At 40.7% G+C, this 25,687-nt stretch carries 26 protein-coding genes; 12 read left to right on the forward strand and 14 right to left on the reverse strand.

Features of this window, described 5'->3' with window-relative positions:
- Positions 1 to 6 precede the first annotated feature (6 nt).
- Both topA and R2800_14125 read right to left on the reverse strand, forming a co-directional pair.
- Entirely contained in the window at positions 7 to 2,352 is a 2,346-nt protein-coding gene (topA, locus tag R2800_14120; GenBank protein ID MEZ5018190.1) for a type I DNA topoisomerase, read from the reverse strand.
- A gap of 152 nt (positions 2,353 to 2,504) precedes the next feature.
- The gene (locus tag R2800_14125; GenBank protein MEZ5018191.1) at positions 2,505 to 3,896 is read right to left on the reverse strand and encodes a T9SS type A sorting domain-containing protein; all 1,392 of its coding nucleotides are present in this window, start codon (positions 3,894 to 3,896) and stop codon (positions 2,505 to 2,507) included.
- Between the two features lie 190 nt (positions 3,897 to 4,086).
- On the opposite strand from R2800_14125, the gene R2800_14130 reads away from it, so the two are divergent.
- The gene (locus tag R2800_14130) at positions 4,087 to 5,256 is read left to right on the forward strand and encodes a proline dehydrogenase family protein (GenBank protein MEZ5018192.1); all 1,170 of its coding nucleotides are present in this window, start codon (positions 4,087 to 4,089) and stop codon (positions 5,254 to 5,256) included.
- Positions 5,257 to 5,324: 68 nt separating this feature from the next.
- On the opposite strand, the gene R2800_14135 is transcribed toward R2800_14130, so the two are convergent.
- The 6 genes from R2800_14135 to R2800_14160 all read right to left on the reverse strand — a co-directional run bounded on the left by R2800_14135 (position 5,325) and on the right by R2800_14160 (position 9,501).
- Complete coding sequence (locus R2800_14135) at positions 5,325 to 5,606, reverse strand: septum formation initiator family protein (GenBank protein ID MEZ5018193.1); 282 nt, start codon at positions 5,604 to 5,606, stop codon at positions 5,325 to 5,327.
- Positions 5,606 to 6,895, reverse strand: a complete 1,290-nt coding sequence (gene eno / locus R2800_14140; GenBank protein MEZ5018194.1) for a phosphopyruvate hydratase — start codon at positions 6,893 to 6,895, stop codon at positions 5,606 to 5,608. Before eno ends, R2800_14135 begins: the two co-directional genes overlap by 1 nt.
- A 73-nt stretch (positions 6,896 to 6,968) precedes the next feature.
- Positions 6,969 to 7,631, reverse strand: a complete 663-nt coding sequence (locus tag R2800_14145) for a terminase small subunit (protein ID MEZ5018195.1) — start codon at positions 7,629 to 7,631, stop codon at positions 6,969 to 6,971.
- Positions 7,632 to 7,917: 286 nt separating this feature from the next.
- Positions 7,918 to 8,562 carry a hypothetical protein gene (locus tag R2800_14150; GenBank protein ID MEZ5018196.1) on the reverse strand — a complete coding sequence of 215 codons (645 nt, stop codon included), beginning with the start codon at positions 8,560 to 8,562 and terminating at the stop codon, positions 7,918 to 7,920.
- Positions 8,563 to 8,572: 10 nt separating this feature from the next.
- Entirely contained in the window at positions 8,573 to 9,226 is a 654-nt protein-coding gene (locus tag R2800_14155; protein MEZ5018197.1) for a hypothetical protein, read from the reverse strand.
- Between the two features lie 68 nt (positions 9,227 to 9,294).
- Positions 9,295 to 9,501, reverse strand: coding sequence for a hypothetical protein (locus R2800_14160; protein MEZ5018198.1), 207 nt, complete (start codon positions 9,499 to 9,501; stop codon positions 9,295 to 9,297).
- Positions 9,502 to 9,596: 95 nt separating this feature from the next.
- Between R2800_14160 and R2800_14165 the strand changes: the two genes are divergently transcribed.
- On the forward strand, positions 9,597 to 9,827 hold the full coding sequence (locus R2800_14165; protein MEZ5018199.1) for a helix-turn-helix transcriptional regulator: 231 nt from the start codon (positions 9,597 to 9,599) through the stop codon (positions 9,825 to 9,827).
- Between the two features lie 3 nt (positions 9,828 to 9,830).
- Here the strand turns inward: R2800_14165 and R2800_14170 are convergent, their stop codons facing one another.
- The 3 genes from R2800_14170 to R2800_14180 are packed head-to-tail and all read right to left on the reverse strand — an operon-like array spanning position 9,831 to position 11,548.
- The gene (locus tag R2800_14170; GenBank protein MEZ5018200.1) at positions 9,831 to 10,358 is read right to left on the reverse strand and encodes a hypothetical protein; all 528 of its coding nucleotides are present in this window, start codon (positions 10,356 to 10,358) and stop codon (positions 9,831 to 9,833) included.
- Positions 10,358 to 10,897, reverse strand: coding sequence for a hypothetical protein (locus R2800_14175; protein ID MEZ5018201.1), 540 nt, complete (start codon positions 10,895 to 10,897; stop codon positions 10,358 to 10,360). Before R2800_14175 ends, R2800_14170 begins: the two co-directional genes overlap by 1 nt.
- Positions 10,898 to 10,927: 30 nt before the next feature.
- Entirely contained in the window at positions 10,928 to 11,548 is a 621-nt protein-coding gene (locus R2800_14180; GenBank protein MEZ5018202.1) for a hypothetical protein, read from the reverse strand.
- 82 nt (positions 11,549 to 11,630) lie between these two features.
- On the opposite strand from R2800_14180, the gene R2800_14185 reads away from it, so the two are divergent.
- Both R2800_14185 and R2800_14190 read left to right on the forward strand, forming a co-directional pair.
- A complete protein-coding gene (locus R2800_14185; protein MEZ5018203.1) occupies positions 11,631 to 12,140 on the forward strand; it encodes an O-acetyl-ADP-ribose deacetylase in 510 nt (169 codons plus the stop codon).
- A 37-nt stretch (positions 12,141 to 12,177) separates the two neighbouring features.
- Positions 12,178 to 12,942, forward strand: coding sequence for a class I SAM-dependent methyltransferase (locus tag R2800_14190; protein MEZ5018204.1), 765 nt, complete (start codon positions 12,178 to 12,180; stop codon positions 12,940 to 12,942).
- Here R2800_14190 and R2800_14195 read toward each other — a convergent pair.
- Positions 12,939 to 13,124, reverse strand: a complete 186-nt coding sequence (locus R2800_14195; GenBank protein MEZ5018205.1) for a hypothetical protein — start codon at positions 13,122 to 13,124, stop codon at positions 12,939 to 12,941. The two genes, R2800_14190 and R2800_14195, sit on opposite strands and share 4 nt — an antisense overlap.
- Positions 13,125 to 13,251: 127 nt before the next feature.
- Between R2800_14195 and R2800_14200 the strand changes: the two genes are divergently transcribed.
- The 3 genes from R2800_14200 to R2800_14210 are packed head-to-tail and all read left to right on the forward strand — an operon-like array spanning position 13,252 to position 14,732.
- Positions 13,252 to 13,671 carry a hypothetical protein gene (locus R2800_14200; GenBank protein ID MEZ5018206.1) on the forward strand — a complete coding sequence of 140 codons (420 nt, stop codon included), beginning with the start codon at positions 13,252 to 13,254 and terminating at the stop codon, positions 13,669 to 13,671.
- Positions 13,672 to 13,698: 27 nt separating this feature from the next.
- On the forward strand, positions 13,699 to 14,118 hold the full coding sequence (locus R2800_14205; protein ID MEZ5018207.1) for a hypothetical protein: 420 nt from the start codon (positions 13,699 to 13,701) through the stop codon (positions 14,116 to 14,118).
- A gap of 56 nt (positions 14,119 to 14,174) precedes the next feature.
- Positions 14,175 to 14,732 (forward strand): DinB family protein, encoded by a 558-nt coding sequence (locus R2800_14210; protein MEZ5018208.1) that lies wholly within the window; start codon positions 14,175 to 14,177, stop codon positions 14,730 to 14,732.
- Positions 14,733 to 14,766: 34 nt separating this feature from the next.
- On the opposite strand, the gene R2800_14215 is transcribed toward R2800_14210, so the two are convergent.
- Both R2800_14215 and R2800_14220 read right to left on the reverse strand, forming a co-directional pair.
- Positions 14,767 to 15,018: a hypothetical protein gene (locus R2800_14215; protein ID MEZ5018209.1), complete on the reverse strand. Its 252-nt coding sequence runs from the start codon at positions 15,016 to 15,018 to the stop codon at positions 14,767 to 14,769.
- 162 nt (positions 15,019 to 15,180) lie between these two features.
- Positions 15,181 to 21,360 (reverse strand): M43 family zinc metalloprotease, encoded by a 6,180-nt coding sequence (locus tag R2800_14220; GenBank protein MEZ5018210.1) that lies wholly within the window; start codon positions 21,358 to 21,360, stop codon positions 15,181 to 15,183.
- Between the two features lie 194 nt (positions 21,361 to 21,554).
- Between R2800_14220 and R2800_14225 the strand changes: the two genes are divergently transcribed.
- The 5 genes from R2800_14225 to R2800_14245 are packed head-to-tail and all read left to right on the forward strand — an operon-like array spanning position 21,555 to position 25,680.
- On the forward strand, positions 21,555 to 22,412 hold the full coding sequence (locus R2800_14225) for a DUF3658 domain-containing protein (protein MEZ5018211.1): 858 nt from the start codon (positions 21,555 to 21,557) through the stop codon (positions 22,410 to 22,412).
- A complete protein-coding gene (locus R2800_14230; protein MEZ5018212.1) occupies positions 22,412 to 22,780 on the forward strand; it encodes a hypothetical protein in 369 nt (122 codons plus the stop codon). The genes R2800_14225 and R2800_14230 overlap by 1 nt, the downstream gene beginning before the upstream one ends.
- A gap of 32 nt (positions 22,781 to 22,812) precedes the next feature.
- A complete protein-coding gene (locus R2800_14235) occupies positions 22,813 to 23,487 on the forward strand; it encodes a hypothetical protein (GenBank protein MEZ5018213.1) in 675 nt (224 codons plus the stop codon).
- A gap of 19 nt (positions 23,488 to 23,506) precedes the next feature.
- Positions 23,507 to 24,799: a radical SAM protein gene (locus R2800_14240; protein MEZ5018214.1), complete on the forward strand. Its 1,293-nt coding sequence runs from the start codon at positions 23,507 to 23,509 to the stop codon at positions 24,797 to 24,799.
- 44 nt (positions 24,800 to 24,843) lie between these two features.
- Positions 24,844 to 25,680 (forward strand): energy transducer TonB, encoded by an 837-nt coding sequence (locus tag R2800_14245; GenBank protein ID MEZ5018215.1) that lies wholly within the window; start codon positions 24,844 to 24,846, stop codon positions 25,678 to 25,680.
- Positions 25,681 to 25,687: the final 7 nt, after the last annotated feature.

A 25,687-nucleotide genomic window follows, 5' to 3' on the forward strand; every position in this document is an offset into this window, starting at 1 on the left:
ACTATTTTACGACTTCTTCTTTTTACCCTTAGCAGTTTTCTTAGGTGGGTTGGCTTTTATTTCTTCAATAATAGCCTGAGCCTCTTCCAGTGTTATATCAGCAGCTGTCTCGTGTCTTTCCTTAGGAATTTTAAAATTGCGAAGACCTTGCTTTATATAAGGACCGTAAGGCCCTTTGAATATCTTTATTTTCTCTTTTTCAAATACCTTAATTGTCTTCTCTGCTAGTGCCTTACGCTTCTCCACAATTAGTGGTGCTACTTCATCCAATTCTACTTTGTAAGGATCCATCTCTTTCTTCAAAGAGTAGAACTTACCCATGTGTTGTGCATAAGGGCCAAAACGACCAATATTTACTACGACATCTTCCCCTTCAAACAAACCTAGTTTTCTAGGTAGTTTGAATAACTCCATCGCTTCTTCGAAGGTGATCGTTTCTATACTCTGGTGCTGGCGTAGTTTTGCAAAACGTGGCTTTTCCTCATCTTCACTATCTCCTATTTGTACCATTGGGCCAAAACGACCCAAACGAGCTATTACAGGCTTACCACTTTCCGGGTCAGTACCTAATGCGTGTTCTCCTCTTACCCTGTCTGCATGCTCCAGCGTATGTTCTACATTCTCATGAAAAGGAGTGTAGAAGTTGTGCAACATTTCATTCCATACCAGTTGCCCCTTTGCAATAGTATCAAACTCCCCTTCTATCTTGGCTGTAAAGCCGTAGTCCATTACTTTTTTAAAGTGCTCACTCAAAAAATCTACTACCACCATTCCTAGATCGGTAGGGAATAGTTTATTTCTTTCCGCACCTACATTCTCAGTATCCTTACGCTCTTCAATTTTATCATTTTGTAGCGTTAGTACATCATACTCTCTTGGGGTTCCTTCTTTTTCTCTCTTCTCTACATAACCTCTATTCTGTACCGTGCTAATAGTAGGCGCATATGTTGACGGGCGACCGATACCTAACTCTTCGAGCTTTTTCACTAGAGAAGCTTCTGTAAACCTTGCTTGAGGACGAGTAAAACGCTCTGTAGCTCTCATCTCTTTCAAGTCTAACTCTTGACCTACAGTTAGTGGTGGCAACATACCTTCTGTGCTGTCATCTTCTTCATCCTCCTCATCTTTACCTTCTGCGTATGCCTTTAAGAAACCTTCGAACTTCATCACCTCACCTTTAGCCGTAAACAGATCTCCATTGGTAGACACTTCTATTTTTGCCGTTGTACGTTCTAACTGCGCATCTGCCATTTGGCAAGCCATAGTACGCTTCCATATCAGGTCGTACAGCCTACTTTGGTCAGCATTGGTTACTGATGTTTTACTCATATCAGTAGGCCTGATAGCTTCGTGCGCTTCTTGAGCCGAATCGCTTTTAGTCTTATATGCTCGTTGTTGGTGATATGCTTCACCATACATTTCTATTATACTCTTCTTTGTGTCTTCTAGTGCCGTATCCGATAAGTTTACTGAGTCGGTACGCATATAAGTAATATGTCCATTTTCATACAACTTTTGCGCTAGCAACATGGTCTTAGATACAGAATAGCCTAACTTTCTACTGGCCTCTTGTTGTAGTGTAGATGTTGTAAAAGGAGCAGCTGGTGACTTTTTAGCAGGCTTAACTTGTATATCTTGTACTGTATACTTTGCACCAACACATTGTTCAAGATAATCCTTTGCTTTAGTTACATCGCTTAGCTTATCACCTTCGGCTTTAAAAGTGATCTTCTTTTTATTTAAGTCAGGAGCGTTGAAAAAACCTTCAACCTTAAAACTACTTACAGGTTGAAACTGATTAATAGCACGTTCTCTTTCCACTATCAACTTTACAGCAACCGACTGCACCCTACCTGCCGATAGATTGTTGCGCATGCTTATCTTACGCCAAAGGATCGGCGATATTTCAAAACCTACTAACCTATCTAGTATTCTTCTTGCCTGCTGAGCATTTACCAAGTCCATATTCACAGTTCTTGGATTCTCAACAGCTTTTTTTATTGCTTTCTTAGTTATCTCACTAAACACAATACGCTTAGTTGTACTTGGGTCTAACCCCAAAACTTCGCATAAGTGCCAAGATATCGCCTCTCCTTCACGGTCCTCATCCGTTGCCAACCATACTTCTTTCGATTTTTTGGCAAGTGACTTTAACTCCTTTACTACCTTTTCTTTATCATCAGATATTTTATAAGAGGGCAGATAATTGTTTTTAACATCTATCCCCATATCCTCTTTCTTCAAATCACGTATATGCCCGTAACAAGATTTCACCTGAAACTCTTCGCCCAATATCTTCTCAATAGTCTTTGCTTTTGCCGGAGACTCCACTATAAGCAGGTTTGTTGCCATTCTCTATTCGTTTTCTTTTTATATACTCTTTTATTTAACCCGATCAAAAAATTAACACGGACGTGTGCAATAATAAACTATTGTTTTAAAAAAAAGAAAAGAGGGTAACATTTCTGTTACCCTCTTCTATTATAATAGATTTAAATATCTACTTAGTTCGCTACTACAACGCGACCAGTTTGACGTTGACCTTGAGCTTCTACAGTGTAGAAGTAAACGCCGTTAGCTAAGTCAGAAGTAGAGAATTCAGCTCTACCTTCGTTTACGTTATTGAAGCTTTGAGTTTTAACGATTTGACCTACAGTGTTAGTCAAAGTTACAGTTGCATTAGTTGTAGCGTTCAATGCAAATGGAACGAATAATTGACCTTGTGCAGGGTTTGGATATGCTTTAGAAGCGCTGATAACAGAAGTGTTAACATCGTTGATACCAACAGTTTCACAAGTAGCACATGTTACGTGAGCACCAATGTTGAAGAACTCTTGAGCATAAGCTGTAGTGTTAAATACCTCGATGTGTACAGAAGGAACAAAACGTCCACCAGTAGAGAACATCAAACCAGCCATACTTCTACTGCTTGTAGGAGAGTTAGCATAGTAAGGCATTGCAGTACTTGGAGCAACCGCACCAGCGATCGGCATGAAACGGTGAAGAGCAGTTACTGAGTCAACGTTAGCATTCCAAGTACCACCAGATTTGAACGCTGCAGTTACAGCAAAACGGTCTCCAGCACCTACACTTAAACCACCACGAGGAACAGTAAATACATAAGTTCTTACAGTAACAGTGTTGTTTGTAGTGTTTGGAGTATCTCCGTCAGCAGCAGTCAAAGGCTCTTTCCAGTATCTAGGTACGTTGTTTACAACGTTTGTACCTGGTAATGCAGAGCGAGTTGCACTATCAGCATTAACTGGAGAATATCCATATAGAGTATCACCAGTAATATAGTTAGAAATGCTTGGGTAGTTAGATTTAGTTAAGAACCATGCGATGTTATCCATAGGAATTACAGATAAAACCATAGTATCAACTTGGTTAGCTGGTTGACCAGGCATTCTTACATACGCACCTCTAATACTTACAGAGTCAACTGTATAAGCATCAAAGCTTTGAATTCTAATATCAGAAGCAAATGATGGGTCATTAAACATACTTGCATCAAATGGATCAATTACTTGGCTCACTGCAGAGAAGTTAATTGTACCAAGACCAGTATTGAATCTTTGTTTTACTGTAGAGTCAAACCAGATAGACTGTACAAAAGTGTTATTTGCTAGTGTTGTAGCGAAGAATTGCTCAACAAGGCTAAAGTGGTTGTACCATCTTTTACCACCAGCACCAGTAGTTTTATTAGCTGAGTTAGATTTAAATCTCACTGCATCACTAGGTCCTGCAGAAACTAAAGAGAAGTCCTGCTTAACCGGAACTCTATATTGCTCATTTGCTTTTTGTACAAAAGGCAATGCATCTGTACTATTTTGTTGTGCATACGCGCCAAGTGCAACAGCACCACCCAAAATAGATAAAAGTAATTTTTTCATCATTTGATACGTTTTTTAATAAATTATAGAATCGTAAAGTTAATAATTATCTAGTCAATCAGACAAAATATTTTACTTATTTAGTTGGCATTTAGGTATAAAACAGGCTATTTAATACAGTACAATGACAAATTGAGGATAAATTTCCTTCATTCAATCTTCCAAAGTACTTTTGCAGCTCATATAATAGAATATGCTTCCTGAATTTGACAACACGGAAATAGCTTTCAAATATCGTACCAACAAAGCTTTAAAAACAGCTCAATTGTTATTTGCAGCTATTGGCTCCCCTTCAATTACCAAACTAGGGATGAGCTTAACTACTTGGGCCATTAACTGGCATTTACCAATTAGTGGCATTGTAAAGAAAACTATCTTTCAACAATTTTGTGGAGGGGAAACTATGGAAGCTGCGGCTAAAACATCAGAAGTACTTGCTCCCTTCAATGTTAATGTCATACTAGATTATGGAGTGGAAGGAAAAGATGGTGAAAGTGAATTTGATAAAGCTGTTCCAGAATTTATTAAGGCAATTAAATATGCAGGCTCTAAAGACAATATCCCTTTTATTTCGATTAAAGTAACAGGGTTTGCTCGTTTTGGATTATTAGAAAAAATCCATAAAAACGAACATTTATCTACTGCCGAAACAGAGGAGTGGCAAAGAGTAAATAATAGGATCGACACTATTTGTCAAACTGGTGCTGCAGAAGGTGTTATGATATTAATAGATGCTGAAGAGACTTGGATACAAAAACCTGTCAACCAATTAGCGAACCTGATGATGGAACGCTACAACAAAACTCAAGCATGGGTTTTTAATACTTTCCAGCTTTATACTACTATTGCATTGCCTTACCTAAAGGAATCTTTCGAACACTCTAGCAGCAAAGGCTATATTCTTGGCGCTAAATTGGTACGTGGCGCATATATGGAGAAAGAGCGCGAACGTAGTATAAAGATGAACTACGAAGATCCCATACAAACTACAAAAGCCGTCACTGATAAAGACTACGACGAGGCAGTACTTTTCTGTTTACAACGTCTAGACAAACTAGCCGTATTCATCGGAACACATAATGAGAAGAGCTGCTATGAAGCTGCCAAATATATGCACGAGCACAATATCCCTGCTGATAATGAGCGCGTGTGGTTCTCGCAGCTATACGGCATGAGTGATAATATCTCCTTCAACTTGGGGCATAGTAAATATAACGTGGCGAAATACTTACCATACGGACCTGTGAAGGATGTGCTGCCGTACTTGATGCGACGCGCGCAGGAGAACACCTCAGTAGCAGGACAAACCAGCCGAGAACTCAGCTTAATAAATAAAGAACTACAAAGAAGAAAATCTTCATAAAGGTCAAAGCCGAAGCATTTTGCTTCGGCTTTGTTATGATTTGTTACAAATTGTTACGATTTGTTATGCTACTCGAATATATATACATCTTCGTTGTCTCTTTTCATGTGGTAACGCTCGCGGGCAAATTTTTCTAATGCCTTTGGGTCGTTAACTATGGCTTCCTTTTCGGCTTTCATCTTTGCAGTTTCGGCCTTGAGGTACACAACGTTTTGTTTCAACTCTTGTAGCTCGCTCTTTTTGCGTTGTTGGGTGATCCAATCATTCTGATCGAAGTATCCTACCCAAGCTATAAAAGCTATAGCCGTGAGTAAGTATTTATTGAGCAGTATGCGGAATACCTTTTTCACTATAGACCAAATTTAAGGTCTTTTCCCGGATAATAGGCATTTTCTCCCAACTCCTCTTCAATTCTTAATAGTTGGTTGTACTTCGCCATACGATCGCTACGAGAGGCAGAACCTGTTTTGATCTGTCCGCAGTTCAACGCTACTGCCAAGTCAGCAATAGTTGAATCTTCTGTTTCACCACTACGGTGGCTCATTACAGTGTTGTAACCCGCACGCTGTGCCATAGTTACCGCTTCAATAGTTTCTGTAAGTGTACCTATCTGGTTTACTTTCACTAGTAGTGCATTACCTACTCCTTGCTCTATACCTTGGCTCAAACGGTTTACATTAGTAACAAATAGATCGTCACCTACCAATTGAGTGTTCGCACCTAGCTTTTCTGTAATGCTCGCCCATCCTTTCCAGTCATCTTCATCCATACCATCTTCTATAGAAGCGATTGGGTATTTCTTACACCAATCTGCCCAGTAGTCTACCACTTGTGCGCTGGTCATTTTTCTATTATCGCTCTTGTGGAATACATATTTTTTGCTCTTAGCATCGTATAGCTCACTGATAGCAGCGTCCATAGCTATCATTACATCAGTACCTGCTTTGTAGCCTGCTTTTTTGATGGCTAATAGTACAGTTTCAATAGCTTCTTCATTGCTTTGGATATCCGGTGCAAAACCACCTTCGTCACCTACATTCGTGCTATATCCTTTGCTCTTTAGTACCGCCTTTAGGTGGTGGAATATCTCCACACCCCAACGTAGCCCTTCGCTGAAAGAAGAAGCACCCACAGGCATTACCATAAACTCTTGGAAGTCAATTTTGTTATCCGCGTGCGCACCACCGTTCAAGATGTTCATCATCGGCACAGGTAGTGTTCTTGCATTAGCACCACCTATGTAGCGGTATAGGCTAAGGCCCGATGCCTGTGCTGCTGCTTTGGCTGCTGCCAAGCTCACGGCAAGTATCGCATTAGCACCTAGTTTCTTTTTATTAGGCGTACCGTCTAGGGCTATCATAGCCTTGTCGATACCTACTTGGTCGGTAATGTCGAAACCATATAGCTCATCAGCTATAGAAGAGTTCACAAATTCTACTGCTTTCATCACGCCCTTGCCCATATATTCTTTCTTCACATTGTCGCGAAGCTCTGCCGCCTCGTGCTTTCCTGTAGAGGCTCCCGAAGGCACAGCTGCACGGCCTCTAAAGCCATCGCTGGTGATCACATCTGCTTCTACTGTTGGGTTGCCACGACTATCTAATATCTGACGGGCATGAATGTTAGCTATAAAACTCATATCTGTATTTTTTCAAATTTGCTGCAAATATAATTCGAGATGCCGACTATATGCAGCCCATAACGTTAAAATGTCAGGTTTTGTTAACAGAGGCGGCTGTATTGGGGCGTAGCGGATTGGCGGGCGTACCATCGCCAGTGGCTATTTTATCGTAATAGCCCTCACCGTAATGATAATTGCACCAGAAGCGCATGGCCTCTTTATCGCCATATTTGGGGAAGGGGATGCTGCGCTTTATCTGCTCTTCGCTGCCCTCTTCTATGTCTTCTGTTGCTTCCTCCTTTACCTCTATGGCTACCAGCTGTTCTTGCATGATGGCGAGCTTGGTATCCAGCTCTATGGCGCGCAGCAGGGCATGGTTGCTAATGCCTTCTTCTACCAGCTCTACGCGCTGGCGCAGGTTGATGTACCGTTTTCGTTTCCAGTCGCCACCTATCATCTTGGCGAGTATCGCCCGCTTCTCTGCTATGGAGACATACTCCTGTTGTAAGTGCTGGCTGGTAACGACTTCCAGCGCAGCTACCGCGGTGCTGCGTGCCTGCTGCTGTGCCTGGGCTATTTGCGTGGCTATTTCGGGGCGCGCTAGTAACCGCGATGCTGCGGCTCTTGCCGCCTCGCCATGTGCATTGGGATAGGCTGTCGTATAGGCTTGCACGGCATCGCCCGTGAGCAGGTATTGGGTTACGAATGTTTGGTGTTTCTGCTGTGTAGCTGTGTGGGTAGGATTGGTTTTCATGATAGGGATCTTAGACTAATTTACTATAGCAAATATACGCTTTTTATATGTTAAAATAAAATGCACATAATCCCTCGTCACTGCGAGGCACGAAGCCGTCTCACGTTATACGTGTACTTGTTATTGTGAGATGACCACGTCGCTACACTCCTCGCAATGACGAAAAAAATGAAGCTCACCCCTTGTCATTTCAAGCATCGCGAGAAATCTCCTGTGTATAAACAATGCAGTCTAAACAACACACGTCACTGCGAGGAACGAAGCAGTCTCACATAATGCGTGTATTCTACTTTGAAGGAATGGCATATTGTAACCCTACAGCAAACTGAAAGCTAGGATTAATATGCATGCCACTTGTATATTTTATCTCAGGAAGGTTAAATATAAAGTTTGCCCCAACGCCTCCTCGTAGATTAATAGAGAGACCACCAGCAATATTTGCTAACAAACCTAGCCCAATGTTATTTTCAAATGCACTTACATTATAGTACTTAACAGGAGTAAGTAATTGCCTTTTTGAATTTTGATTTATTGTGGTATCATTATCTGACAAAACAAAAGCTCTTGTATCCATACGCGAATAACTCAAATCGTAATAGACATAAGGCTTGGCAATGCTATATTTCCATTTAATGAAATATTGCACACCTGCATTTAAGCCAATCTTTTGAGCCTCACTGTTTGCGTGAAAACGATGATGTAGTTCCTCACTATCTAGTTTTGCATCGGTTAAAAAATTCTGATGATACTTTACCCCCAGATAAGCACGAAATTTATCGTTAATGTAATACTGATAAACAAGATTGTAACTCCTACCCACATCGGCTAGCACATACGGACTAATAAGAAAAGATGAACGACTTTCTTTTTTCTGCGCTTTGATAGAGAACGTACTTAATAATGCTATCAATACAATAATTATCTTTTTCAAAATACCGCAACTATTTAAAAGAGTAATTCAAACCCAATGAGTGAAAAAAGCCAAAACTGAAGAAAAAGGATTGCGTCCCATTAATATTATCATCGAAGTATGCAGTATTTTGAGTTAGCGCAACTCTTTCTTGTAAGCTAATTCGATTGGCAAGTGGAATCTCAATACCAACACCTAAATTGACGTTCAAGAATAATACATTTTTCATAATAGGATCAACTAGATTATATTCTACAATACTTATCGAAGTATCATTATCATAAGTTTCTGGAGCAATCATTCCTTGATAATATTCATATTTCAAATCTGTCCTAGCAAAATGCAGCTCTGCAAAAGGGAATAGCCTAACTCCATTTTCTTTAAACTTGATGCTATATTCATACCCTGCTTTTAACATAATATGTTGTAACAAACTGCTGGCATAAGCTTTGTTCTTAAAAACAGCATTATAGTTACGAGCCTTGTGTGGTGGGTTGATCAGGATAGATGGCCCGAAGTATAATACTGATTTGGGACGAATGAACTTGTACTGTACATCTACGGACCAACCTTGAAAATTCTGCGTAACTGGTGAACAATTAATTTGATGCTTATATTCCTGTGCAAAAGCACTATTAATGAATAGCAGGCTCACCAACAGCACACTAAGTTTTATGTATTTCATTCTCTTAGTTCTATTATATAAATCAAAGAAGGGTATTATCAATACCCTTCTTTGAAGGTAAAGCAATATTATTTATGCTTCAATAATACCTCACCGTTGTTTACATCACGAATACCATGCACGTCCAACCACTTACGAAAAGCAATAGCATCATCAGGGACAAACTGGATGATTTCATCCGTTTTCAAGGAGATGATAAAAGTGTCTATACTGAATGCATAAGCCGATAACTCCTTAGCACTATAGTCGAACCCTTTAAATATTTGCTGTTTCATGGTAATCTTATTTGGAAGGATAAAGTTAGAAATAATATTTCAATTAGCAATCGTACGGATGCTAATAATTTTCAAGACTAGGCTTACTATTGAGTATGCCACAACCATTGAGCAAGGCGGATAAAAAAGAGTTGAAAAAACTAGGTGCGCGTTTTAAAGCAATACGCGAAGAGAAAGGTTTATCACAAACAGATGTGGCGCATGCTATTGGCAAAGACAGGCAATCTATATCCCGCTTAGAACAAGGAGACTTCAATCCATCTTACCTGTACATGAAACAGATATGTGAGGGCTTAGGAGTGGAATTGAGTGAAGTGCTGGGGTAAAATTTACCCGAATAAAGTGTATTCTAGTTCTAGTCCTGCAAAATCTGCTAAGACCTTCCCATAAGCTTCCATTTCTTCTCTCTTACAAGTAAGTATAGGGTAATGTTTAATTTTATATGGCGCGCGGATACGCAAACCAACGGTATAGTAGCCCGAAGACCTTAGTGTTTCTTCAAAACCCATATAGATACCAGAGGTTTCCCTATTTAGTGTATAAAGTTTACTACCAACCTGTAATTGCTCACCTTTTTTCAGGATATATTTTTTTGTATTTACAATATAAAATGGCTTGTAAATAATTTTATAAAATATCAGCGCTGTCAAAGCGAGGAAAACTAGTGCTAATAGCAACCCAATGAATACAAATTTCAATTCGGCACTTTTCAATATCATGTCGACAAAAAAAACTGGTGCTATAGCAACAAATAAAAGTAACGGAACTGCGGTAAGTCTGGCAAAAACAAACCATCCTTTTCGTGGGGTAATTTCTAGCTCCCTATCAGATATAATATGTATTCTATCGGCTGGCATTAATAATAGTCAGGAGGGTTTAAAATATCGTCTTCTATCTCCAAACCCGTATAATTAGCTAATACTTTAGCATAAGACATTGTTTCGTATTCATTACAAATCATTAATCCTTTATTAATTACTTTACTAGGTTCTCTTAACCTTAAACCAACTACATAATAAACTATTGCCCCTCTTTTATTTCCTAAACTAACTATTACCTTACGCCTATAGATACCTGATGACTCATCTATAGTATACACCCCACCATTAACAAGCAACACTCCACTGTCTTTCAACAATCTGTAATTTTTATCTATTAGAAAGAGCGGACTGATCAAACCCTTAAAGCATATGTACGCCAATACTGCCATAACTAGAAACAGAGAAAAGAAGCCTCTCTTTTCGACAATAGATGTTACCGTACCATTGTAAATAAGATAACCAACTAGACAAGGTAACCCTAAAACTACAAATGCTTTGGCAAGCATCACCCAATCACCTCTATTCTTAATCTCAAGCTCTTTTTCAGAAATTATATGTATTCTATCGGTAGACATTAGTAATTGCAAAGAAAGGATTTATATACATTATATTTTACGCATCATCCAATCCATTGTCCTGCTAGTTGGCATCGGCGCTTTCTCTTCATATTCTAACCCTGTAAAGTCGGTAATCACTTTGGTATAAGTAGTCAGCTCGTAACGCTCGCAAGACATAATGGGATAGCGCTTGATACTATGCGGCTCACGTAGCACCAGCCCAATGGCAAAATAACCTGTATGTTTCCCTGTAGACTCCCAGTCGGCATACACACCTGTAGAGTTGTCTACAGCGAATGTTACGCCATTCACTTCCAGAGTGCCATCCCCTTTTATAACTCTGGTAAGTCTATTATGAATATTACGTGAAGGATATAATTGTCGGTACAAATTCCATGTAAATAATAAGGTTACAACTACCAAAGGACTGGTAAGTTGCTTTAATTGCTCCTGAAGACCTAGGTACCACACAATAAAAAAGAAGCCTAAAACAATAGTGTATAATAATACTAACACAGAAAGCCTAAAGTATTTAACTATAGCATACCTCCCCTTTCTTTTAGTGATATGCAACTCTGTATCAGATATGAGCTTAGCCCTATCGGCAGGCAGGTACTTATAAAACTCTGCATTAGAAAATAAAAAGTCTCTTTGCCTTAGAAAGTTCATAGACAACAAAGTTGTCATTAATTCTTAGATATTAAAACAGTGTTTTTTTCAGCGCTTAATGTCAGATGCCGTAACTTGCAGCATGTCAAAAATCACATTGATACAAGGCGACATTACTAAAATAGAAGTAGATGCTATTGTGAATGCTGCTAACACCTCTCTGCTAGGTGGTGGCGGTGTAGATGGTGCTATACACCGTGCAGGAGGTGAGGCCATACTCGATGCCTGTAAAGACATAAGAGCGCGACAAGGCAAATGCAAGGTAGGAGAAGCGGTTATCACCACAGCAGGAAAACTACCTGCCACCTTTGTGATACACACTGTAGGCCCTGTGTGGAATGGCAAAGAAAAAGAAGAACAACTATTAGCCAATGCTTATCGTAATAGTTTACTACTAGCCGTAGAGAACAATGTTCGCCGCATTGCCTTTCCTAATATAAGCACAGGTATCTATCGCTTCCCAAAAGATAAAGCTGCGGTAATAGCTACAACAGAGGTGAAAAACTTTTTAGCCAATAATGAACAACTAGAGGAAGTGATATTTGTGTGCTTTGATAACGAGAACTACGATTTGTATCAGCCACTTATTTAACAGCACTTAAATATTTGATGCTGTAACTTGCAGCACCATGAGTGATATAACCAATCCTGCCTTCAACTACGATGCACAAACACAAGACTATGCCGCGCATCGCCAAACCGACCCGCGCATAGCGGCATATATCCATAACGCACTAAGCAACGCCCATACCATACTCAACGTAGGAGCAGGGGCTGGCTCTTATGAGCCCGAGGATAAATACATTGTAGCGGTAGAGCCGTCTCTAAACATGCGCCTACAACGCTTGGAACAAAACCGAACACCTGCTATCAATGCCAAAGCCGATGCGCTGCCTTTTGATGATAATAGCTTTGATGCCTCTATGGCTACCATCACCGTACACCACTGGCCCGATGTGGCTAAAGGGCTACAAGAGATGCGCCGCGTTACCAAAGGTGCAGTAGCCATCCTCACCTTCGACCCCGATGCGCTGGATCGTTTTTGGAACAAAGAATACATGCAAGCCCTCATTAACGTTGAGCGTCAACGCTACCCTTCTATTGCCTCCATTACCAATGCGCTTGGTGGGCACTGTACGGTAGAAGAGCTACCCATACCACTCGACTGTGTTGATGGTTTTCAAGAAGCCTTCTATGGTAGGCCAGAGGCTTTCCTCAATAAGGAGGTAAGAAAATCACAATCGGCATGGGGCTTTTTACAAGCAGGAGAAGAGGAGCGTATAGTACAACGATTAGGTGAAGACCTAGCATCAGGTGAATGGGATAAAAAGTATAGCTCCTACAGAACTATGCCACAGCTTTTGGGTGGACTTAGACTTATTACTGCTCGCTAAAACCAACCGAATATTATTACCCCCATCCATAACAGCAATAGTGCTACCCACAAGCCTACACCTAAATAATACTGCTGTTTGCTGTGGTAATATTTTCTCATTTGTCGCTTATAAAACACCACCTCGTAAACTACTTTAACTAATAGTAATAATAGTATTATCCAATTAATGATGGTAAACATGAGGTTGGGTGTTTTAAGTTGCAAAACTACTTTTGCAATGTTACCTTAGTTTTATATTGGTGTTGTCTTTCTGCTTTGCTCCTACAATTTGTGGTATAGTATTTGCGTTAGTTAGAAAAATTTGAACATGAAACACCTCTCCTCTATCCTTTTGACTATCAGCATATTTATCTATACCTCTTGCGACAAAGCCAATAACGGGGCGGATGTTTGCAATGATGTTGTTTGTAGTGGCATATATGCCACCGTACTAGTAAATGTGCAAGACATTAATAGGAATGAGGTGTCTCTATTCGATTTTTATACGATAAGAAAAAGTACAGGAGATACCATAAGACTACCTAGAAATAATGGCGCCATGCCGTTTACTAGTCCTTACACAGTACTTAGCGATTATTATATGAATGTTTTTAAAAACCGATCAGACCATTTTCGTTTTATTGGCATAAAAGATGGCAAAACCGTTATCGACCAAGAATATTTCATTACCGCAGATTGCTGCCATATAAAAAAAGTAACCGGACCAGACACGATCACTATTCCATAAATATACAAACAGACTAAAACTATAATTATGAAGAAATACATTTTGTTTCTATCAGCAACAGCACTAGCCATCACCTCTTGCTTTTCCTGCAAAAAGGTAACTGACAATACTAATGTTTGTAAAGATGTTGTTTGCACCTATGAGTTTAGATCAATAGCTATAAAAGTAACTAACAAGCAAGGAGATGCTGTAAAACTAGACGACTTCTATACTATCAGAAAAAGCACGGGAGACACAATAAGACATCAAACATCTTCTCTTTTCATTCAAGACAGCTATATTGTACTTAATGACAGCTATAGAAAAAAATTAGAGAACCAACGTGATGTTTTCCAATTTGTAGCTATTATAAACGGCAAAGCTGTCATCGACCAGCCTTTCGTCATCGCTGCTGACTGTTGTCATATTGCTAAAGAAAGTGGTGTTAATGAAATAACCATAAACTAGCACAGATCATCACTTGAGTATTATTCCATAATTTTGCACTAACCAAAACTACATCAATGAACTACGCAAAATCGCTTTTGTTATTACTTTCTTTAAGTTTACTTTTCACTCAATGCAAAGAACAGCAAGAACAAAAGGCGCCTAGCTACACCATTGCTCAAGAGCAGATAGAAGTATGGGATGTGGCCATAGAACAGGTACTGGAACTTGCAGATGCTATGCCTGATGAACTTATGAATTTCCGTCCACACGATAGCATGCGCAGTTTTGCAGAACAACTCATACACATCGGACAATCATCAGAAATAATTACAAACCTCTTCTTGAAAGACATACCTCGTCCTGACAATGTACCAGTGATCAATGCAGCCAATATGACAAAGGCGGATATTAAATCTTACATAAAAGAAAAACTAGAAATAGCCCGCGCTACTATGGCAAGCATGAGTAATAAAGAATTACTTAATGAAGAGGTCACTTCTTTTGCAGGTAATAAAATGACTCGTTTGGAAGGGATGCAATTTGTACACGACCACCTCACCAACCATAAAGCAAAAGCCAATTTATATATGCGTTTGGCAGGGCAGATACCGCCTAAATACAAATACTATTAATTAAAAAAGGGGCTGAATTTCAGCCCCTTTTTTACTACATACAACTCCATCGACTAGAACAGTTTTCATGCTCTTGCCCATCATCATAAGTCAGCTTTACACAACGACGGCTTGCCACACCTGATTTGCACTTGTCGTTAAGCTTGGTTTCACTGTACACGGTTCTCTTTATAATTTTAGGGCCTCCCGATACAGAAATCTCACTTGACACTTCTTCTAACTTTTCTAAGAATGTTTTCATGTCTAGCTCATTGTTTTCTAATAGAGCCAAAATTTTTTCATTCATAAATTTACTTTTAAAGGTGATATAATTTTTACCTCGTAAAAGTATCAGCAAGCCTTAAAAACATCATCAGTAGAAACACGTAATATACTGGGTAGATACACGCTATTTATTTAAAAGAAAAGGGAGCGCAATGCGCTCCCTTTTTACTGTTCGGTGCTTCAATTACCTTGCAGTAACAAACTTAATATAGTGTACACTACCATTGAGATGCAGGCGTGCCATATGCAATCCCCCATCGGCAATATCACCTAGATCAATGTAATGCTTAAACTCACCACGGTCTACACTTATTGTTCCTCTATAAACTACAGCTCCCAGCGTATTAATGACTTCGACCTTTATATCTTCATCATGACTACTGCTACTCAACTTACCAGTGATATAGAAGGCCCCACCATTAGGGTTGGGCGACAAGGTAATATCATCAAACAATTGTTTGGCGGCTATTTGCTTAACGCTAACAGGTGCTACAGACATTTTGATCTTATTACTTAATACACTACTTGCCGTAGCACAGCTATCAGGTGTAGTCACCAAGCAGCTTATCGTATCTTGGTCAACAAAAGATCCTGTAACAAAAGTACTATTAGTTTCACCTGTGATGTCTATGCCATTTTTCCTCCATTGGAAACTTGGATTTTTAGCATTGGTCACTGCATTGAAAATAACATACTGACCAGGAGTAACATTACTATCAGGAGTAACATAGATAGTAGCCACAGGAGTAGTAATAGACGTTACCGATAGTTTCACAGTATCAGCATTTCTTGGCGCGTTCACACAGATATCGCTACCAGTGAATATAGTAGTTATCTCATCACCATCTGCAGGAAGTGGTAATGTAAATACATCTGCCGTTACCCCTATCATTGTTACATTATTCAAGTACCACTGATATTGAGGGTTAGGTCCTACATTATTTTTGTTTAAAGAGAACATAACTGCTGTACCCGCACATATTGTATCTGTAGGAGACACTTGTATTGATAGAGAAGGTACAAGCACTGTCATGGTCAATGCGTTACTAGTTACTGTAGCTGGTGCAGGGCAAACTGCACTTATCGTCATGTCGCAAGTGATCACATCACTATTACTCAATGTATTTGTAGTGTAAGTGCTACTAGTAGCACCGCTTATCGCTGTACCATTACGCTTCCACTGATAGGTACGTGAAGTACCACCATTGGTATAACTGCTGGAGAACACAACCGTACCACCCTCACAAGTAGTAGTGCCAATATTAGAACTAATACTTACTGTAGGAATAGTTAGTGGATTAACATGCATGCTGATCAGATTACTGGTATCTGTTGTTTTAGTAACACAGGTTTCGCTACTGGTCAGTATACATCTTATTACATCTCCTGAGGTCAAGGTGCTGCTGGCATAGAACAAACTACTTGTACCTACGTTAGCGCCATTCAATGTCCACTGATAGGTAGGCATAGTACCACCATTGACAGGCGTTGCCATAAAGTTAGCTTGTGTACCCGCACATATTGTGTCGTTTGGACTAACAGATATGGACACATCAGGTGTTAGGTTTTGATTTACAGTCATGGTAATTCCTGTGCTGGTAGCTGTTGCTGTTAAAAGACAAGTTTCACTACTGGTCATTACAACAGTGATCACATCATTATTAACTAAAGTACTTGATGTATAAGTAGCCGATGTAGCTCCTGATATATCCGTCCCGTTCTTCTTCCATTGATAACTTGGAGTTGCGCCTCCATTAATAACAGAAGAACTAAAGGTTACAGAAGTACCCACACATATCGTATCGTTTGGAGATACCGACGTAGTTACTAATGGTATCAAGTTAGGATTCACGGTCATGGTAATACTATTGCTCGTAGCTGTTGCTGAAGTAGCACAAGCTGCATTACTGGTCATTACACAACTTACTACATCACCATTGGCCAACGCAGTCGTTGTATAAGTAGTACCACCTGTGCCTACATTTATACCGTTCACCTTCCACTGGTAAGTAGGCGATGTTCCACCATTGGTAGGTGTTGCAGTAAAAGTTACCGATGTACCTGCACAGATCGTATCATTAGGAGCTGGTGCAATAACAACTGCTGGCGTTACACTAGGTGTCACCGCCATATTTATGGTATTACTAGTAGCAGTAGTTGAGGTAACACAAGACAAACTTGTCGTCATAACACAACTCACCGCATCGCTATTTGATAAAGTACTTGAAGTATAAGTAGCTCCAGAACCTGTTACATTAACACCATTTACTTTCCATTGATACGTTGGTGACGTGCCACCATTAGTTGGTGTGGCGGTAAAGGTTACTGATGTGCCACTGCATATAGTATTGCTTGGCGCTACTGCAATAGACACTGAAGGAGTGACTGGTGTATTCACAGTCATAGTTACACCCGGGCTGGTAGCCGTAGTAGTAGTAAGACAAGCTAGGTTACTGGTCAACACTACTGTAACTACATCCCCTGTTACTAATGTTGATGTATTGAAAGTAGAATTAGTTTCTCCCGTCACATCAACGCCATTCACTTGCCATTGATAGAAAGGCACACCACCATTTACAGGATTACTAAAGAAACCTACAACTGTGCCTGCACAAACCGTATCGTTAGGGTTTGGAGTAATTGTTATAGAAGGTGTTACGATAGCATTCACCGTCATAGTAATACTATTACTAGTAGCGGTAGCGCTGGTAACACAAGGTTCACTACTGGTCAACACACAGGTCACCACATCACTATTACTTAAAGTAGTACTTGTATAGGTAGTACCACCTGTTCCTACATTAGTTCCATTCACTTTCCATTGGTAGGTAGGTGATGTTCCACCATTAGTAGGAGTAGCAGTAAAGGTTACTGACGCTCCAGTACATATCGTATTGCCAGGGTTGGCAGCGATACTCACTGATGGCGTTACCGGTGTAACCACAGACATTGTAAGACTATTACTTGTTGCGGTAGGTGTTGTCACACATCCTAGATTGCTGGTCATTACACAACTTATCACATCATTATTAGAAATAGTCGTATTTGTATATGTAGCACCACCTGTTCCTACATTAGCACCGTTTAATTTCCACTGATAGGTTGGCGATGTTCCGCCACCTGTTGGGGTTGCAGTAAAGGTAGCCGTAGTAGCACCCGCACAAACCGTAGTACCTGGGTTAGCAGCTATACTTACTGATGGGGTTATCTGTGGAGATATAGTGATCAACATATTATTACTAGCCACCGTAGCCGGTGTAGCACAAGTGGCATTGCTGGTCATGTTACAACTTACTACATCATTATTACTCAATGAAGCATTGGTATATGTAGTACCACCCATACCTACGTTAGCACCATTTAATTTCCATTGATACGTTGGCGATGTACCGCCACCCGTAGGTGTGGCTGTAAACGTTATAGACGTACCTGTACAAACTACATTACCAGGGTTAGCACTAATGGTCACGATAGGTGTAAGTGATGTCGTTACAGACATGGTAATACTATTACTAGTAGCAGTAGTAGGTGTGGCGCATGTAGCATTGCTGGTCATCACACAGGTCACTACATCATTATTGGCCAAGCTGGTAATATTAAATTGCGGGTTGTTTGTGCCCACATTAGTACCATTCAACTTCCACTGATAGGTAGGGTTTGTTCCTCCATTAGTAGGCGTTGCTGTAAAGGTTACTGATGCTCCGCTACAGATAGTAGTACCAGCATTTGAAGCGATACTAACCGACGGAACAAGTGCGTTGCCTACCGACATGGTAATACTATTACTTGTTGCTGTTGAAGGTGTTGCACATGCTGCATTACTGGTCATCACGCAAGACACCACATCATTATTACTCAATGAAGCATTAGTATATGTAGTACCTCCCGTACCTACATTACCACCGTTCAACTTCCATTGATACATCGGTGACGTACCGCCATTAGTAGGCGTTGCCGTGAAGGTTACTGATGTGCCTGTACAGATAGAATTGCCCGGATTAGCAGCAATACTTACTGAAGGAGTAACGGTACTGGTTACTGTCATCGTTAAACCATTGCTGGTAGCAGTTGGCGTACTGGCACAAGACGCATTACTGGTCATCACACAAGTCACCACATCATTATTACTCAATGATGCATTAGTATATGTAGTACCTCCAGTACCTACGTTACCACCATTCAATTTCCATTGATACGTTGGTGACGTACCACCATTGGTAGGTGTTGCCGTAAAGGTTACCGATGTGCCACTACATATAGTTGTACCCGGGTTGGCAGCTATACTCACTGATGGCGTTACTGTTCCAGTAACCACCATTGTGATCTCATTACTAGTAGCCGTAGTAGGGCTAGCACAAGTAGCATTACTGGTCATCACACAAGTCACTTTATCGTTATTAGCCAAACTAGCATTGGTATACGTAACTCCACCAGCACCTACATTACCACCATTCAATTTCCATTGATAGGTTGGTGAGGTTCCACCATTAGTAGGTGTTGCTGTGAAGGTTACTGATGTACCATTACATATGGTATTACCAGGATTAGCACCTATAGCTACAGAAGGAGTAACAGTAGAACTATTCCTTACAATATTTAAAGTATTGGATTGTACGCTATCGCTACCGCACGATCCCGTATAATTTATTTTACAAAACAATGTACTTCCGTTCGCCAAAGTGGTAGGCGCTGTATAAGAAGCACTATTTGTCCCCACAGCAGCGTTATTAAGATACCACTGGTAAGAAGGGCTGGTCAGGGTGGTACTCGGTGTAACCGTAAAGGTCACAGAAGAACCATTACATGAAGGATTAGTACCTGATACGGTAGCTGTTATATTAGCAGAAGATGGCTTTACCAGTACGGAGTAATCCTCTGCCTGTCCACCAGGAGAGAAATTACCACAACCGTTCGTAGGTATTGAACCACTAATATGTGTTGCTAATACCCGCATACGCAATGGCGTACAAGTAGTGATACCGGAAGTTGGCACACTATAAGTAGTAGTATGTGTTTCATCTCCGGCTACATTACCCGTATGACTATAGACCAACTCCCCTGCACTAAAGCTTCCGTTATTATCATAATCTATATAGACAGCCACTTTTTGCGCATTAGGCCCTTCTGTTTTTACTGACAAAGTATAACTCTGCCCCTGTATTATATTAGCCCTTTGCTGGCAACTACGGTCTAAATACACTGCAAAATTATCCTGACTATAACCACCATTAGAGCTTGCCGACAGGTCATTTAGATTTACTAAAGCCGGACCTAAATTGTAGCCATTGTTAACATTAGCTGTGGTAAAGGAACAAGAGTTGGACGCCACATTAGTACCTGTATCTACCGAGCCTATGGAGCTTACCAAACCTGCCCTTTCATTCAATAAGGCATCCAGCCACCTTACTTTTTGTCCGGGCGTAAACCTGTCCTGACAATTGGAGTAGTCCATGATATTCTTCTGCACGTTAGCATAAGAGTTACCTGTACACGGGTTGGGGTCAGTAGGGCAATTGAAGACCGATCGTTTATGAGGCTCTGTATCACATACAAGATCACCTGTAGTGGTACAGTTGGTTGTAGGCGGGCAAGTACTACCTGTACCATCACCCTCAAAAGTATGACGCAAGTTAAACGCGTGGCCAATTTCGTGAGGCAGAGTTATATTACCTGCATACACAGTTGTTGCCAGCATTATCGTACCATCAACTGTCGGGGAAGCTCCCGGATAATAAGCATAACCTGCCGTATAAGTACCAAAAGTACCGTCATTACTATCTATCTTATTAACGATCCAAATATTATAATAGTCGTGGTTATTCCAACGGCTCAACGCTTTCACGTCAGCTTCCGCAGCCCCTGTAGTGTTGTTACTATTTACACCTCTCAAAGTATAATTAGCCAAACCATTACCATTCACTCTATTAATACCATTGCTGTAACCGCAACCTGTATTTCTTTTTGCCAGCACAAACTCTACCGGGAAATAGGTTCCACCCGAACTACTATCAGGATAGGAAGCATATGTTGCCGCATAGGTCTGGTTCAGGTAATTGATCATAGAGATAATGGCCGAATCCGTAGGGTTATAAATACTACCTACAGCACCACCGGTATGAACAACATGCACCACCAATGGTATTTGATATTTAGTCCCTCCATTTACAGTTGCCAGCAAACCATTGGAACTGGACTGCATCATTTGCGCATAACGGGTATTAGAAGCCTGTATTGCTTTAGCATAGTTGCTATCTGCCAATAACATTCTCTGATGAGCATCATCGGATCCACAACTAAATTGTGCTTGCGCCAACGCCAGCTGTGCCGTAATGAGTACCGATAATAATAGTAGTAGTTTTTTCATACCTAGATTTTAATAAAACAAAGCAGTTAACCACAGGTGGAGCTAACCTTATTTCTATTTTGTTTACTGGTGAGAATTGACTTCCAAATTACAAAAAATGTTAATGAAATCTTAATTTCTTAAGTTTTCAACAGAAGAGAAAAAATAGGACTATCTCTTACAGGAAGTAGCCGTCAATTGCTATTTTTGTGCGCATGATTTATCATATAGTAGTTGGAGACATGGCTGCTGCGCCACTAAAAGAAGCTATTAACCTCGAGGAATCTATGGAGGGTAACGTTTTGGCGCTTAAAGACCTATTGCATATAGGGCCTTTACAAAAAGGAACGCACGACTTCTTTAGTCAGGCACGCACTGCATATTGGAATGAAGTCATCCTCAACGAAAAGGATAAACCTGTAAAAGTGGATGATCTGGAACGCCTCATGGAAGTATCTACAGCATTGAGCAACAATGAGGAAGCTACCGTATGGATATGGATGGCACCCTGGCCTGCCGATGTTTGTGCCTACTATTGGGCACTCACTCACCTGAAGAAACATTTGGGCAGAATATACCTGCTTAATATTGCAGGCTTACCTTTTTTAAATGAGGAAGGCAAGGTCTACTATCCTAAAAACCTGAGTGAAATTGCGCCGAAGGAATTGGTAAAAGCTCGCAAACTAGCTAGAGAGGTAACACCTGCAGAGCTGGAAGTAGATGGAGAAGAATGGGAAAACATAGTAGCTGCCAATACTGGAGTAAGGGTTTTAGAAGGTGGTAAGAAAATAAGCAGCAAAGAAGAAACTCATTACGATAAATCTTTAATTAGCTTCTGCTCCCAACAATATCAAAAAGCCAGCAAAATTGTAAGGCAGGCTTTAAGCAAGCTAAACATACCTACTGCCGATACACATCTGGGCTGGAGACTTAGCCAATTGGCAGAGCAAGGCATCTTAGACATACAAGGCCCTACCAATAAAACATTGACGGATTTTTCGGTAAAGTTGGCGGGAGGCGAGGAAATACCAGCAGAAGAAGAAACGACCACAGATAGTGAAGAGACGGCATAATGGTCATTACTCCTATTGATATAAAAGGACAAGATGAACGTGGCTATACCGCGGAGTATATACATGCACGTGAAGGGAAGCAACTGATCGTGCATCGTAAAGCAGGCAGTGTGAGTGGCAGGCACTATCACAAAGGGCTATCTGCTACTAAAAACCCTGAAATATTCATCTTGCTGAACGGCAGTTGTACAATCAACTGGTATCATGTAGACGATAAAGAGCTACACACAAAAGAACTAAACGCTCCAGTACAATTAGAGATAGCCCCGCTGGAATGGCATGAGGTTATCGCCATTACCGATTGTACTTTTTTAGAGCTCAACTCTATTGCAGAGCACCAAGCAGACACATTTTATATAGACCAATAGCTAGGTTCTATTATTAAGCTTAATTTTGCATTATGAATTTTGAACTGCCGCTAAGAGAAGAGCGTGTAAAACCACATCAAATAACCACATTGCATTTCATTGTAGGCTTTGCTTTGATTGGCATAAGTGCATTCATGATGGCGGTCTATTATCTCTTAGGGGGTGTTTTATCCAAGGTCAACATCGGCTTTGGCGAAAGCGGATCGACCTACCCGCCCGAGGCCTATATAGGCATTGTATTTTTACTGGTAGGTATATTCCTTTTATACATTACCCGCTTTAAGCATAGCTGGCTATTACAACCCAGCAATAATAAAAAGGTAAGAATAGCCGAACTGGTCATTATTATTTTCGCAGCAGCATATTCATTTGTATTAGGGTTCAATGTAGCCTTCGCCATTTATGGTATTCTTGCAGCCGCATTATTTTTTGCTCTTTTCTGGGAAAACAACAGTAGCATTAGCAATGCTATTGAAATAGCTGATGAAGGAGTAAAACTTCCTGCCAACTCTAAAAGAAGAAAGATAAAATGGCGGGAGATAGAAAACGTCATTTACAAATACAACACACTTACCATCAACACTGTTGATGGCAGACTATACCAGTGGACTATTAAAAAAACAGACATTAACCAAGAAGCGTTCGATACTTTTTGCTTTGCTCAAGTAAAAGCGGCTGAAAAAGACCGTGTGACTGACGACTGGTAGTGTACATAAAACAAAGCGTATGTTAACATCTTCGCCATACCTGTTATACTCCGACGGAGAAGGGAATATTTTTGAGGACAAAACACTTTATGCCGTTGGCAGAAGTGGATGGGATGCAATGCCCATAGATGAAGCAGATTGGATAGAACTACCGGAAGGAGGCACACTATATGAGCTGCCCGACCGTAGAGGCATAGGTATAGACGTAGCAACAGGAGAGATGCGCTTGTGCGAGAAAGGATGGGCTGTAGCAGCATTCATACCACCGGCACATACGGGCTTATATATGGCCGCTTATGAAGCTTTACCAGAGGCACAAACCTTACCACTGTTTTGCTATACTGCAGCGGGCTGGCACGATGAGAAATTCTACGTACCTGCTGTGCGCATAGAGCAAGATATAAGACAAGAGGCTACCGGATTTGACGACGAAAAAGTAAAGCAGGGTGTGACAGAGATGATGACGGCATATCCTAAAAACCGATTGGTAAAGCATATAGCCGAAAACTGTGCATTGACCTACAACTGCCCTGCTGCACGCAACTACTTTATGGGGCGCTGGGAATGCCCAATACCTGCATCACCTGCTTGTAATGCCAACTGTATCGGCTGTATCTCTTTCCAACCTGAAACAGAGGAAATATTTTCTTCTCAAGACCGCCTTACTTTTAAACCAACGGCAGAAGAGATTGTAGAATATACTGTGCCGCATTTAGAGTCTGCCCCCTACCCTATAGTGAGCTTTGGGCAAGGATGTGAAGGAGAACCATTACTCATGTGGGAGACCATTAAAGAGGCGATCATAGAAATAAGAAAGCATACCAAAAAAGGTAGCATCAATATCAATACCAATGGTAGTAAACCCGACGCCGTTGAAGAACTAATGAAAGTGGGGTTGAACAGCATACGTGTAAGTACTAACTCTGTTCGTAAAGAAATATATACGCCTTATTATCTGCCCAACAATTACCAGATGGAGGATATCATAGAAAGTATGCGCATAGTGAGAAAATATGGTGGCTGGGCTTCGATGAACTATTTCTGTTTCCCTGGTATGACAGATAGTGTGGCAGAGTATGAAGCACTAAGGGAAGTGATCAAATACACCGATCTTAGTATGATACAATGGAGGAACTTTAATATTGACCCAGACTGGTACTTAGGCAAGATCAACGTGACGGACACAGGGGAAACTCTTGGCATGAAGCAAATGCTGGAGCTGATACATGAAGAGTTCCCCAACGTAAAATTTGGCTACTACAATCCTTCTATTGAGCGAATGAGTAGCTATGATACCGATTTTGCACATTAACGAAATACTTGCAATTGATTGATTAAATTTACTCTAGTTATTATATGAGTGAATCGAACAACACGGTAGATCCAAAAGCTGTTGGCTGGACAGTGGGTATACATTTGGTTATCCTGCTGATATTCTTTTTCATTAGCTACAATGTACCAGCTACGCAACCCGTAGTAGAGATGGGCATGGAAGTAAACATTGGCACTAGCGCTGATGGTTATGGTACTATGCAGCCATTAGTGGCAGGAGAGCCTGCGCCAAGCAACGCTGTGGCTACAACGAGTAGCAGTACCCCGAACAGTAGCCTACCTGATAATATACTGGAATCAGACGACCCTGATGCCCCAATTGTAAATCAGACAAACAACAACAGTACCACCAACAGAAACGACAATAGAAGGCGCAATAACAACAATAATAACCGCAACAATAATACTACCACCAATAACAACTCCACACCACAACAAAAAGCCAGATATGTATATGATGGTGGTCAAGGTACTGGAGGCAACGGCTCACCCGTAGATGCAGACGGCAGTAGTGAAGGAGACACCAAAGGTAATAGAGACAGAGGTGTACCGGGCGGCACACCGGGCGCTGGTAATTACGAAGGCACGCCTGGCAGTGGTATTAGCCATACCTTAGGCGGTCGCTCTATAGTAGCCTTCCCCGACAGAGATGCTGAGTTTAGAGAAGGAGGAAAAGTAGTAGTACACGTTACAGTGAATAAGCTAGGTGTCATTACCAATAGTCGTATCAAATCGGCTAGTAGTGCGGGGTTGAAAAAGATAGCCTTAGAAAAAGTAAAGAAGATACGCTTCAATAAAAGTGAGAATGTACCTGAAGAACAGTTTGGTGAAATAACTTTTGTTTTCAAAACACGCTCTTAATAGCCGC

Origin of the sequence: Flavipsychrobacter sp. (genome assembly GCA_041392855.1) — a bacterium.
Classification (GTDB): domain Bacteria; phylum Bacteroidota; class Bacteroidia; order Chitinophagales; family Chitinophagaceae; genus UBA5543.